The organism is Lacrimispora indolis DSM 755 (assembly GCF_000526995.1).
GTDB lineage: Bacteria > Bacillota > Clostridia > Lachnospirales > Lachnospiraceae > Lacrimispora > Lacrimispora indolis.
This window is the reverse complement of sequence record NZ_AZUI01000001.1, coordinates 5,697,489-5,710,039: the sequence shown is the minus strand read 5'-3', so window position 1 is coordinate 5,710,039 and position 12,551 is coordinate 5,697,489. Positions and strand designations below refer to the sequence as shown.

At 45.5% G+C, this 12,551-nt stretch carries 14 protein-coding genes; 12 read left to right on the top strand and 2 right to left on the bottom strand.

All coding sequences use genetic code 11. The annotated features are described in order from the left end of the window. The first annotated feature begins 19 nt into the window (after positions 1 to 19). Positions 20 to 655: a GNAT family N-acetyltransferase gene (locus K401_RS0127695; protein ID WP_024295996.1), complete on the top strand. Its 636-nt coding sequence runs from the start codon at positions 20 to 22 to the stop codon at positions 653 to 655. Between the two features lie 3 nt (positions 656 to 658). Here K401_RS0127695 and K401_RS0127690 read toward each other — a convergent pair whose 3' ends face one another. Beyond that, positions 659 to 1,426 carry a GNAT family N-acetyltransferase gene (locus K401_RS0127690; protein WP_024295995.1) on the bottom strand — a complete coding sequence of 256 codons (768 nt, stop codon included), beginning with the start codon at positions 1,424 to 1,426 and terminating at the stop codon, positions 659 to 661. Positions 1,427 to 1,660: 234 nt separating this feature from the next. Between K401_RS0127690 and pepF the strand changes: the two genes are divergently transcribed. Continuing rightward, complete coding sequence (pepF, locus tag K401_RS0127685; RefSeq protein WP_024295994.1) at positions 1,661 to 3,445, top strand: oligoendopeptidase F; 1,785 nt, start codon at positions 1,661 to 1,663, stop codon at positions 3,443 to 3,445. Positions 3,446 to 3,478: 33 nt separating this feature from the next. Further along, positions 3,479 to 4,252, top strand: a complete 774-nt coding sequence (locus K401_RS0127680; RefSeq protein WP_024295993.1) for a nitroreductase family protein — start codon at positions 3,479 to 3,481, stop codon at positions 4,250 to 4,252. 79 nt (positions 4,253 to 4,331) lie between these two features. Here the strand turns inward: K401_RS0127680 and K401_RS0127675 are convergent, their stop codons facing one another. Then, positions 4,332 to 4,745 carry an Hsp20/alpha crystallin family protein gene (locus K401_RS0127675; protein ID WP_024295992.1) on the bottom strand — a complete coding sequence of 138 codons (414 nt, stop codon included), beginning with the start codon at positions 4,743 to 4,745 and terminating at the stop codon, positions 4,332 to 4,334. A gap of 265 nt (positions 4,746 to 5,010) precedes the next feature. Between K401_RS0127675 and K401_RS0127670 the strand changes: the two genes are divergently transcribed. From K401_RS0127670 to K401_RS0127630, 9 genes are all read left to right on the top strand, one after another. Further along, positions 5,011 to 5,667, top strand: coding sequence for a YkgJ family cysteine cluster protein (locus K401_RS0127670; RefSeq protein WP_024295991.1), 657 nt, complete (start codon positions 5,011 to 5,013; stop codon positions 5,665 to 5,667). A 54-nt stretch (positions 5,668 to 5,721) separates the two neighbouring features. Beyond that, positions 5,722 to 6,639: an orotidine-5'-phosphate decarboxylase gene (pyrF, locus tag K401_RS0127665; protein ID WP_024295990.1), complete on the top strand. Its 918-nt coding sequence runs from the start codon at positions 5,722 to 5,724 to the stop codon at positions 6,637 to 6,639. A gap of 10 nt (positions 6,640 to 6,649) precedes the next feature. Beyond that, positions 6,650 to 7,426 carry a dihydroorotate dehydrogenase electron transfer subunit gene (locus K401_RS0127660; protein ID WP_024295989.1) on the top strand — a complete coding sequence of 259 codons (777 nt, stop codon included), beginning with the start codon at positions 6,650 to 6,652 and terminating at the stop codon, positions 7,424 to 7,426. Beyond that, positions 7,427 to 8,329 carry a dihydroorotate dehydrogenase gene (locus K401_RS0127655; protein WP_024295988.1) on the top strand — a complete coding sequence of 301 codons (903 nt, stop codon included), beginning with the start codon at positions 7,427 to 7,429 and terminating at the stop codon, positions 8,327 to 8,329. It begins immediately after the preceding gene. A gap of 31 nt (positions 8,330 to 8,360) precedes the next feature. Beyond that, the gene (gene pyrE / locus K401_RS0127650) at positions 8,361 to 9,038 is read left to right on the top strand and encodes an orotate phosphoribosyltransferase (protein ID WP_024295987.1); all 678 of its coding nucleotides are present in this window, start codon (positions 8,361 to 8,363) and stop codon (positions 9,036 to 9,038) included. Between the two features lie 64 nt (positions 9,039 to 9,102). After that, complete coding sequence (locus K401_RS33325; RefSeq protein WP_024295986.1) at positions 9,103 to 9,252, top strand: hypothetical protein; 150 nt, start codon at positions 9,103 to 9,105, stop codon at positions 9,250 to 9,252. 290 nt (positions 9,253 to 9,542) lie between these two features. After that, a complete protein-coding gene (locus tag K401_RS0127640) occupies positions 9,543 to 10,040 on the top strand; it encodes a VanZ family protein (RefSeq protein ID WP_024295985.1) in 498 nt (165 codons plus the stop codon). Further along, complete coding sequence (locus K401_RS0127635; protein WP_024295984.1) at positions 10,009 to 10,329, top strand: hypothetical protein; 321 nt, start codon at positions 10,009 to 10,011, stop codon at positions 10,327 to 10,329. Before K401_RS0127640 ends, K401_RS0127635 begins: the two co-directional genes overlap by 32 nt. 6 nt (positions 10,330 to 10,335) lie before the next feature. Next, positions 10,336 to 12,411, top strand: a complete 2,076-nt coding sequence (locus tag K401_RS0127630; RefSeq protein ID WP_024295983.1) for an aminopeptidase — start codon at positions 10,336 to 10,338, stop codon at positions 12,409 to 12,411. Positions 12,412 to 12,551 lie beyond the last annotated feature (140 nt).

Genomic DNA, 12,551 nt, shown 5'->3' with positions numbered 1-12,551 from the left:
ATGGAAGAGGATTGAGATTATGGAAAGCGGTCGATTGTACCGGGTACAAAAAGAAGATGTGGAAAAATTAAAGGAATTGCTGACGGAATGCTTTGCAGGGGACCCGCTTTACTGCAGACTGATTCCTGACGGAAAGACCAGGAGCCGTTTGCTCCCGGAATTATTTGAATGTGATATGGAAGAATTTTTTGAGACTTGTGAAATATATGCCGACAGCCCGGAAATCAACGGGATCCTTGTGGTGGATGACGAATCCCAGCCTTATAATGCCTTTCATTATTATCTGGCGGAAGCTGCCGCCCTGTTAAAAACAGACGGTTATCTGATAAAGGAGGATCCTTCCTTTAAGACATTCTGGAATTTCTTCCAGGGAAGAGATTATTTAAATTCCAGATGGACGGACCAGCTTGACCAGGAAAAACGGCTGCACATCATTTATCTGGCAGTGCGGCCGGCCATGCAGCATCATGGAATATCGTCCCTCCTGTTAAGGGAGGCAATAAACTATGCGGATGAGAATCAGCTCATGATTTCCTTAGAAACACACAATGAAAGTAATGTATCATTCTATGAGCATTTCGGTTTTAAGGTTTTCTGCATTGTGGAAAAGCGTTTCCGGTTAAAACAGTACTGCATGGTCCGGGAAATAAAATAGGGTTTAATATATATAATAGGACAGGCTTTCTGTAATCTGAAAGCCTGCCTTTTTATATAATGCCATGGCAGGCAGGTTTTGGCCGGACACCTGAAGAAAAAGCTTTTTAGGTTTTTCCGGTCCCGGCAGTGAAAAACAGGTTTCCAGAAGCAGAAAAAGGCAGGCACTTCCCAGACCATGGTTCCGTAAATTCTCTGCAATTTCAAATCCGTAAAAATAGGCGGACTGTCCCCGGAAATCAAGATAACAGGAGCCGACAGAGCTGCCATTCATCAGAAACGTACATCGGGAGGGACCTTCTTCCGGATCATGGGCAATGGATAAGGAAAGGGACTCAGCAAGGCAGTTGCTCTTTGCCGGACCGGTTTCAGAAAAAACGGAGGCAGTAAGCTCCATTAAGTGCTCCTGATACCAGAGGACCGCTCCTAATGCGTCAAGGGTCCTGACCGTGTCTTCAGAAGTTTCATCCACAGGAAAGACCAGATCAATGTCCCCGGATTCCTTTAAAAGTTCTTCTAAAAGCAGGGCAAAATGTCCCTTCCGCCTGTTTGCCGGAAGGGTGCAGGCATAACATTCATATTCCCCGTTTTCATTAAAAAAAGCGGAAAGAGCGGATAAGAGGCTGTCTTCGTCGTATAATAAGTAAAAAGTACAGTCTTCTTCCATGGGAAAGGAGAGGGAAATATGGTCATGCTTTCTGCAGGTTTCCTGCAGGCGGAGCAGGCTGTTTTTCTGGGTATTGCTGGGGGTTTTTGTTCGTATGATATTCATGGCAGGACTCCTGTTCGTTTTCATAATGTAGTCTATCTGAACTCGCAGCGCAAATGAAGATAAAAGAGCTGCCTTTTAGCCCGTTCATCCTATTATCGAAAGCGTTTTTGCATCCGATAATATAATACAATAAAAAAATGTGAAAATTCAATAAAATATTTTCCATATTGCTGATTGTCTCTTTGAAATATGGGTGATAGAATAAACACAAGTGAAGCAGTTGGAGGGATCTATTTGAAAAAGAGAGAAGAAATACCGGTTTGCGATACCTGGAACTTGGCGGATATTCTGCCGTCTGAGAGTGCATGGGAGGATTTATTCCGTGAAACAGAAAGCTCGCTTTCAGGTTATAAGCGTTACGAGGGACATCTGGCCGACTCAGGCAAGATGCTTTTTTCCTGTCTGAAATTTGACGAGGAGATATCCCTGAAAATTGAAACTCTGTTTGTTTACGGGAAACAGAAATCCGATGAGGATACGGGCAATGCCAGATATCAGGAGTTTTCCTCCAAGGCAAGATCCCTTTCCTATCAGGCGGCCGGGCTGTCATCATTTTTGGTGCCGGAAATCTTAAGTCTGCCGGAAGAGACCCTTGCTAAGTACCGGAAGGACACCCCGGAACTGAAGCGTTATGACAGGACTCTTGAGATCATCTTAAAGAAGAAAGCCCATACTCTGTCAGCTCCGATGGAAGCTCTGCTGGCAAAGTCCATGGAAGCGACCTCCGGCCCTTCGGAGATCTTTAATATGTTTAACAATGCTGATGTGAAATTCCCTGAAATCATGGATGAAAAGAATCAGCCGGTCAGGATTACCCATGGAAATTATATTGCCCTCATGGAAAAGCAGGACAGAAGGGTGAGGAAATCCGCGTTTGAAGCCCTGTACAGCGTTTATGGGCAGTTTGTCAATACCCTGGCAAGTACTTTTTCGTCCAATGTAAAACAGGCGGCTTTTTACGCCAAGGCAAGAAATTACCCTTCTGCAAGAGCCCATTCTCTTGGAGAGAATGAAATTCCGGAAGAGGTGTATGACAATCTTATAAAAGCAGTTCATGAAGGCCTTCCCAGCCTCCATGAGTATATATCCATCAGAAAAAAGGCTCTTAAAGTGGATGAACTTCATATGTATGACCTTTATGTGCCCATGGTTTCAAGGGAAGAACACAAAATCACCTTTGAAGAAGCCAAGGCCATGGTGCTGGAAGGCCTTAAGCCTCTTGGGGAAGAATATTTGTCTCTTTTAAAGGAGGGCTTTGACAACCGGTGGATCGATGTATATGAGAATGAAGGAAAGCGGAGCGGCGCTTATTCCTGGGGAGTTTACGGGATCCATCCTTATGTGCTTTTAAACTTTAACGGGACACTTGACAGCGTTTTCACCCTGGCTCATGAGATGGGGCATGCCCTTCACAGCTGGTTTTCCGATAAAAACCAGACCTATATTGACGCAGGATATAAGATCTTTGTGGCAGAGGTGGCTTCTACCTGTAATGAGGCGCTGCTCATCCGGCATTTATTGGAAAAAACAGAAGATAAGAAGGAACGGGCTTACCTTGTTAATCATTTTATGGACAGTTTCCGGGGAACTCTTTACCGGCAGGCCATGTTTGCTGAATTTGAGGCAGAGGCTCATTGCCGCGCAGGGGAAGGCGAAGTGCTCACCGGGGAAGTCCTTTGCAGGATATATCACAGGCTGAATGAGGAATATTTTGGTCCGGATATGGTGGTTGATTCGGAAATCGGTTATGAATGGTCCAGGATCCCGCATTTTTACACACCTTTTTATGTATACCAATATGCCACCGGGTTTTCGGCTGCCATTGCCATCAGCAGCAGAATTCTTACGGGGGATGAAAATGCGGTCAAAGGTTATTATGAATTTTTAAGCGGCGGAAATTCCATGACGCCCATAGACCTTTTAAAGCTGTGCGGCGTTGATATGGGGACGGCGGAGCCGGTGAAGGATGCGCTGTCAGTATTTGCCGGGCTTTTGGAGGAAATGAGCCGGCTTATTTAAGCTGATTGTTGGATAGAGGAGAGGGGAGCAGGTATGAATCTGTATCAGATGATATTTAAAAGAAGATCGATCAGGAAATTTAAGAAGGAGCCGGTCCCGGAACAGCTGTTAAAGGACATCCTTTATTTCGGTGATAATATACCAAGGCTGCACGGGGATATTCAGATCAAAATGGAGATAAGTGAAAATCCGGATTACCACCTGCCTGTTAAGGGGCTGTGGAAAGTGGAAGCACCTTATTATCTGGCATTTTACTCCGAGGAAAAGGAGGGGTACCTGGCAAACGCGGGATATGTGCTGGAGCATGTGCTTTTGTATATGACAGGTAAGGGGCTTGGAACCTGTTATCTGGGGAGCACAAAGGTCCCGGAGCCTGTCCCTGCAGGGATGAAGCGGGTGATCGTAGTGGCTTTCGGCTATCCTAAAACCCTGCTTTACCGTGACCCGGCGACGGCCAAGCGGCTTCCTTTAAAGGAATTATGTGTGTTTAAGGAAGAAGCAGGAGAATCCATGAAGAATATACTAAAGGCTGTCCGCCTTGCTCCGTCGGCTATCAATACCCAGCCCTGGCGTTTTATCGTTTATCATGACAGGATCTATATTTTTTCCTGCAGGGAATTCCTGCCCTCATCTTCCCTTGTTGCCATGCGGGAGATAGGTACAGGGATCATGCTTTCCCATTTGACCATTGCTGCGGAGGAAATGTGGATGAATGTAAAGCTGGAAGCAGAGAAGGCCATGGAGAAAAAGTCTTATAAAAGCGGTGCATATGTGACTACGGCATTTTTAAAAGAGTATAAATGCTGATCAGCTTCTTTAACTGGTACAGACAAAAAGGGAAGACCCTCTGTTTAGGGCCTTCCCTTTTTGTCCGTACCGGTTTGATTTATTCAATGGCGATATAGCGGTTTTCCTCGATCTGCTTTGGCGCTTCTTTTGGAAATACCAGCTTTAAGATTCCGTTTTCAAAGGCTGCCTTCACATCTTCCTGTTTCAGGCCGGACCCTACGTAGAAGCTTCTTTTCACAGAGCCGCTGTAACGTTCCCTTCGGATATAATTTTTCTGATCCTTCACCTCGTTTTCAGAAACAGTTTCCGCGTAAATGGTCAGATACCCGTCTTTCAATTCGGCCCGAACATCTTCTTTTTTATAGCCCGGAAGCTCAATTTCAATGACATAGTTGGTTCCGTCGTCTTCAATGTCAGTCTTCATCAGGGACTGTCTGTTGTGATAGGTATCCGTAAAAAACGGATCATTGAAAAATTCATCAAATAAGTTGTTTCTTCTGGCTAATAACATAAAGAGTTCCTCCTTTTTTAAGTAATTTATTTGCCATCGGCTTTTCCGATGGATTTCTACTTGTTATACATGTAATATAACACACATTGTTAGCACTGTCAATAGGTGAGTGCTAATTTTTTTGAGAAAAAGAAACGAATCATTATTGAATGTAGGTTCAAGAGATGGTAGAATATCCATGTTTGTTAAGAAAAAAGCTGAGAAAACACTCTGCAGGTATACCTTTATGCCCAAGGAGTATGGGCGGAAATGAGGAAAATCATTCATGAAACGGGAAATCGATTGGAAAGAGATCTCAGATGGAAAATTATATGGCTTAAATGATATGGTAAGGGCGGATTGCGGCGACTGCAAAGGCTGTTCGTCCTGCTGCCAGGGGATGGGGCAGTCAGTCATCCTGGATCCCCTTGACTGCTTCCGGCTGACAGAAAATCTTCATTGTACTTTGGAGGCACTGCTGGCGGACAAGCTGGAACTCCATGTGGTGGATGGGATCGTGCTTCCCAATCTGAAAATGGGAGGAAAAGAAGAAAAGTGCGGGTTTCTGGACCATGAAGGGCGATGCGGGATCCACAGCTTCCGTCCAGGCGTCTGCCGCCTGTTCCCTTTAGGACGGATTTATGGAGAAGAGGGGTTCCGGTATTTTCTCCAGATCCATGAATGCAGTATGGAAAACAGGGCAAAGGTCAAGGTGCGCAAATGGATTGATACCCCTGATGTAAAACGGTATGAAACGTTTGTGTGTGACTGGCATTTTTTCCTGAAACGGCTGGAAGGGAAAATGGAAGAAAATAAGGACCAGTCTTATGCAAATCAAGTCAGCATGTACGTTTTAAAACAGTTTTATCTTACACCCTATGACAGGGGCCAGGATTTTTTCGATCAGTTTGGCAAAAGGCTTGAAGCCGGTTCCTTCTTATGATAGAATTGGTAAGAATAGAGAAAAATAAGGGCGAAGAGATCCAAGGAGGAAACTATGATCAGGCAGTTAATAGACAAAATTCAAAAAACAAAGGCACCGATCTGTGTAGGTTTGGACCCCATGTTAAACTATATACCGGAGCACATTACGAAAAAGGCATTTGAAGAATTCGGTGAAACCTTAGAAGGTGCTGCGGAAGCTATCTGGCAGTTCAATAAAGAAATCGTAGATCATGTATATGATCTGATCCCATCCGTAAAGCCTCAGATCGCCATGTACGAACAGTTTGGCATCGAAGGCCTGAAAGCGTATACAAAGACTGTGAACTATTGCCAGGAAAAGGGGCTTTTCGTCATTGGAGATGCTAAGAGAGGAGATATTGGTTCCACATCAGCCGCTTATGCTATGGCACACATCGGCCATGTGAAGGTTGGAAACAAAAGCTTTTCTGCTTTCGGTACAGATTTCCTTACGGTCAATCCATATTTAGGGACCGATGGCGTAAAGCCCTTTGTGGATGTGTGCAAGGAAGAGGACAAGGGCCTTTTCGTTCTGGTGAAAACCTCCAATCCTTCCAGCGGCGAATTTCAGGACAGGCAAATCGACGGAAGACCCCTGTACGAGCTGGTTGCGGAAAAGGTGGTTGAATGGGGAGCAGACTGCATGGATGGCGATTACAGCAATGTGGGAGCTGTTGTGGGAGCCACCTACCCGGAGATGAGCAGAATTCTTCGTAAGCTTATGCCCAGCACCTATTTCCTGGTGCCTGGATACGGCGCCCAGGGAGGAACAGCAGAGGATTTAAAGCCTTGCTTTAATAAAGATGGCTTAGGAGCCATTGTAAACTCCTCAAGAGGAATCATTGCGGCCTATAAATCTGAAAACTACGCCCGGTTTGGCGGGGAGCATTTCGGCGAAGCTTCCAGGCAGGCGGTCATTGACATGGTTTCCGATATTAACAGGGTATTATAGGGGAGAAGCAATGGCAAAAGTTAAGGAAAACGCAGTGGTTGCAAGCCAGACATGGCTTGGCGACGATGTATACAGTATGTGGATCGAGACAAAAGAAATTACTGCCCAGGCAGCGCCGGGACAGTTTGTTGACTTATATACAAAGGATGGAGCAAAGCTTATGCCCCGTCCAATCAGCATTTGCGAGATTGATAAGGAAAAGGGTCTTTTAAGGCTGGTATACCGGGTCGTTGGAGGGGGAACGGAAGAGTTTTCCCATTACAAGGCAGGGGACACCATTGAGATCCTGGGGCCCTTGGGCAATGGATTTCCACTGGAAGCAGGAGAAAAAGGAAAAAAAGCCTTTTTGATCGGCGGGGGAATCGGAATTCCTCCCATGCTGGAGCTGGCAAAGCAATTGCCTTGTGAGAAGCAGGTGGTTCTTGGATACCGGGATGCTTTGTTTTTAAACGAGGAGTTCCGCCCCTATGGGGATACCTATATTGCTACTGAGGATGGAAGCGCCGGAACAAAAGGAAATGTCCTGGACGCCATCCGGGAGAATGGCTTACAGGGAGATGTGATCTTTGCCTGCGGCCCAACTCCAATGCTGAAGGCGCTGAAGGCTTATGCTTTTGAAAATGGAATGGAGTGTTATCTTTCTCTGGAGGAGAAGATGGCCTGCGGCATTGGAGCCTGTCTTGCCTGTGTCTGTAAAAGTTCCCAGGTAGATGAACATTCCATGGTCCACAACAAGCGTATCTGCAAGGATGGTCCGGTATTTAAGGCCGAGGAGGTAGAATTTTAGATGAATACGAAAGTGAATCTGGCCGGAGTGGAGCTTAAGAATCCGGTTATGACTGCTTCCGGCACCTTTGGTTCCGGTGAGGAATACAGCGAGATGATCAATTTGAATCATTTGGGCGCTGTGGTTACAAAGGGTGTGGCTAATGTGCCGTGGCCGGGTAACCCAACACCCAGAATCGCGGAAACCTACGGAGGCATGATCAATGCCATTGGCCTTCAGAATCCGGGAATGGAGGTCTTCATTAAGAGAGACATTCCGTTTTTAAAGCGATACGATACAAAAATCATTGTCAATGTCTGCGGAAAGACTACAGAGGATTATATCCAGGTGGTGGAAAGACTGGCAGATGAGCCGGTGGATATGCTGGAGATCAACATCTCCTGCCCCAATGTAAAAGAAGGCGGAATCGCTTTTGGGCAGGATCCCAAGGCGGTGGAGGCCATAACCAGGGAAGTTAAAAAATATGCAAAACAGCCGGTTATCATGAAACTGAGTCCAAACGTGACGGATATTTGTGTAATGGCAAAGGCGGCTGAGGCCGGCGGCGCAGATGTGCTGTCTCTCATCAATACCTTAACCGGCATGAAAATCGATATTAACCGCCGCACCTTTGCGGTGGCTAATAAAACAGGAGGTTTATCCGGCCCGGCCATTAAGCCCATTGCAGTACGCATGGTATATCAGGCGGCCAATGCGGTGAAGCTTCCTATTATCGGCATGGGAGGAATCATGAATGCCGAGGATGCAGTGGAATTTATTCTTGCAGGAGCTACGGCTGTTTCCGTGGGAACGGCGAATTTCCGGAATCCTTATGCAGCGGAAGAGGTAGTCAGGGGCATAGAGGATTATATGAAGAAATATCATATAGAAGATATTGGGGAACTGATAGGCGCTGTACGGTAATCCCATGATTTTGAATAGAGAGGATAAAAAGATGGAACAGTATAAGCAGGAATTTATTGAGTTTATGGTGGACAGCAAAGTCCTTAAATTTGGCGACTTCACGCTGAAAAGCGGAAGAAAGTCCCCGTTTTTTATGAATGCAGGCTCTTATGTGACGGGGGCACAGCTTAAAAAGCTGGGTGAGTACTATGCAAAGGCTATCCACGATAATTTCGGGGATGATTTTGATGTTCTGTTTGGGCCGGCTTATAAGGGGATTCCTTTAAGCGTTGCCACTTCCATCGCCTTTCATGAGCTGTACGGAAAGGAAATAAAATACTGCTCAAACAGAAAAGAGGAGAAGGATCACGGCGGTGATGCAGGAATTCTTCTTGGAAGCCCCATTAAGGATGGAGACCGTGTGGTGATCATCGAAGATGTGACTACCTCAGGAAAATCCATTGAAGAAACCTTCCCCATCATCAAAGCCCAGGGAAATGTGGAGATCTTAGGCCTTATGGTTTCCTTAAACCGCATGGAAAAGGGAAAAGGAGATAAGGGAGCTTTGGATGAGATCCAGGAAAAGTATGGGTTTAAAGCAGCCGCCATCGTTTCCATGGCAGAAGTCATCGAACACCTGCATAACAGGGAGTTCGATGGAAACGTTATAATTGATGATGCCATAAAAGGGGCCATTGACGCTTATTATGATATCTATGGTGTAAAATAAGCCCTTTCAAGGATACCTTTATGCCCAAAGAGCGTGGGCAGGAAAGAGGAAAGGAGAGTTTGTTATGGAAAGAGTTTATAAGTCTATGAGAAATATAGGAGCCTTAAATATTGCTGTTGGAATTGTGGTGACCGTGATCGGACTAGCCGCTGGAACCGTATCAATTATAAACGGAGCAATTCTGTTGAAGAGAAAATCTGAAATTACATTTTAACTGAATCAGGCAGCGATAGCTGCTATTCGGTTATGCCCGGTGAAGCGGGGCAGGGCCTCCCCCGCATTATCGGGGACGCTGTGAGCAAGTAGCGAAGCGGATTGCAAATATCTGCTTGACCTGTTATGATCGGAGAGGATGCTGTTAAAAAGGCGAGGCTTTTGAACAGCCTCTCTCTTTTTTGCGCGAGTAATGAGCGGAATGAATATGCTTGCATATTCATTGGGCGAATACCGCGGCAGCTAAAGAAAACTTCTTTTCCTTAGCTGCCGTATATAGATGGAGCTGTTATGATTAAAAATGCGACGAAACGGCAGAAAATGGGTTGGGTAATCTTCATATTTTACCTGATCTTTTTGGCATACTTTTTATTTTTTTCCGATTATTTTGGCAGAGGCAGCCATGCTCAGGCGGAATATGCATATAATCTGACCCCGTTTAAGGAAATACGGCGTTTTATCGTTTACCGCCATGTGGTTGGAATGGAGTCCTTTCTGCTGAATATCGTAGGCAACATTGTGGGTTTTATGCCCTGCGGTTTCTTTCTTCCGGTCATCAGCCGCAGGAGCCGCCGCTGGTTTAATACGGTGCTGCTAAGCTTTTTGTTCAGCTTATGCATCGAGACCATCCAGCTTATTTTCAAAGTGGGCAGCTTTGACGTGGATGATATGATACTGAATACACTGGGAGGTATCCTTGGATACATCCTGTATAAAATCGTTCAGCACATAAGAGTAAGAGTTAGGAGGAGAAGGCGTGCAAAAGCAGAAAAGAGTGTCCTACATTAGAAAGCCCTTTGCAAAGAGGAGCTTTCTCTCCCTGGGACTTGCAGTTGGGGCATTGGCCCTTGGAATCATTGGAATCGTCAGTGCCGTGATGGCGGAAGGCCAGGCGCAGCTTAATGTGGCGGCGGTCTGCTTTTGCAGCCTGGTGATTTCCCTTTTTTCACTGGTTTATGGTGTCCTTTCTTTCTTTGAAAAGGAAAAAAAATACATACTGTCCAAGATTGGAATAGGGATCAGTGCAGCCTTGGTCATTCTTTGGGCAGTTCTTATCATTATAGGAATAAAGGGGTAAAAAATTATGGATTATCAGGTAATGTTTCAGCAGGAAAATGAAAATATTATGGAACGCTTTGAGCTGTCCATGGAACGGATCGGCCAGATTGCATCAGAACATACCGTACAGGAGCCGTATCATGATTATTTTGCCAGGACAGCAGCCTTTATCAGCATGGTGGGAGAATATCTCCGGTTCCTTGAGTCCGGAGATCAAAAGACGGCGCCCGTGGAGGTTTTAAAGGAATGGAACCAGAAGTTTTATCAGGATATTTTACCCGGCCATTATGAGGAAAGCTATGCTAATCCCTCGTATGCAGTATCAAAGCTGGGAGATGGTTACGGCCAGCTTTTATCCTATCTCTATAAGGAGATACGGGGGGACATTGTTTTTGTTCACGAATGGAGGCTTACGGACTTTACCATTTTAAATGAAACTCTTATTGAAATTTACAACATGTTTGAAGAGGGAATCCCTCAAGTGTCCGCCATTAAGGAAGTGATCTATTGGTTTGTCAGCGATTATACGGATCACACGGTTACTTTCCGGGTAAGGGAAGGCCTTGATCCGACCCTTTCTTTTGCAGCGGATATTATCCGGGAAAATGATTTAAGGGATTTGCGGTATTTGTATTATTTTGGAGAGTATATTTCCGATTCCCAGTTAAAGACTGCAGAGTTCTTAAATTCTCTTCCAGAGGAAACGGTGCGCCTTATGGCAGATACCTATACGGAAGGGTACCGTAAAGGCTTTGAGGTAATGGGAAGGGATTTAGAGAAAAAGGGAGCAGTACAGATCCGCTATGAGCTGGGCTTTGAGCGGATGGTAAAATATGCCATAGAGAATTTTGAAAAGCTTGGCCTTAAAGTAATCCTTTGCCGTTCAGCCATCTGGACGGTCAATACCAACGCAGGCCGGAAGTCCGGCTATTACAGCAAATCTCCCAACAGGCAGTATGACTATGACCATCGTTATGATGATGCTCTTTATTTAAATAAGGCATTTAAGGACCGTAAGGCAGCTGTCTTAAAGGTAGCCTATGAAACCTACAAAGAGCAGGCGGCAGCCTTTGCAGGTCCTGCGGTGATTGAAACCTTTGGAAAAGAAGGTTTTGAGCCGGTGAATAAGCCGGAAGCCAATCGTCTGGATGCCAGACAGGAAAAGCTTTCAGCGGAAATGTCCAATGAAACCTCAAGAATTCTCAATCAGTACGTACCGGGAGATGAGACCAGCTTTACCATCATCGCGTTTCCGGTGCCGGAAATCGGGGAAGATTTCGAAAAGATCTTTGAAGAGACCATTGCTATCAACACCCTGGACTATGAGAAATATAAGGCGATCCAGCAGGCGGTCATTGATGTTTTAGATGAGGCGGAGTACGTGGAGGTGACGGGAAAAGGAGACAATAAGACTCAGCTTAAGGTAGCCCTTCATCCATTGAATGATAAGGATAAGGAAACAAAATTTGAAAACTGTGTGGCTGATGTGAACATTCCTCTTGGAGAGGTGTTTACGTCCCCAAGGCTTACGGGAACGGAAGGAACTCTGGAGGTCAGCACGGTTTATATTACGGACTTTCAGTTTAAAGATCTTGTCATGACCTTTGAAAATGGCATGATAAAGGACTATTCCTGCAGCAATTTTAAAGATCCGGAGGAGGGAAAAGCTCTGGTAAGGCAGGTTATTTTAAAGAATCATGACACCCTTCCCATGGGAGAGTTTGCCATAGGCACCAATACCACGGCTTATGCCATGGCCAGAAAGTTCGGTATCATTGATAAACTCCCCATCCTGATCGTAGAAAAAATGGGGCCTCATTTCGCAGTGGGCGACACCTGCTACAGCTGGGCGGAGGATAGTCCTGTTTATAATCCCAACGGCAAAGAAATAATCGCAAGGGATAATGAAGTATCCGCACTGAGAAAAGAGGATTTATCAAAGGCTTATTTCAGCTGTCACACGGATATTACCATACCCTATGCGGAGCTGGATAAGATAGAAGCTGTAACGGCTTCGGGAGAGCGGATTCTGATCATTGATGACGGAAGATTTGTATTAAAGGGCACGGAGGAATTAAATGTTCCATTATCAGAGGCCTGATTGCTAAAAATTTAACCGAATCAAGTAAGTCCCCACTTCAAATGCGACAAGCATTAAGCGGTGGGGACTTGCTTGTGCCAGGCGGAGTACAAGCTCTGCCTGATAAGCAGCGAAGCGGATTGCAGATATCCGCTTGAGAA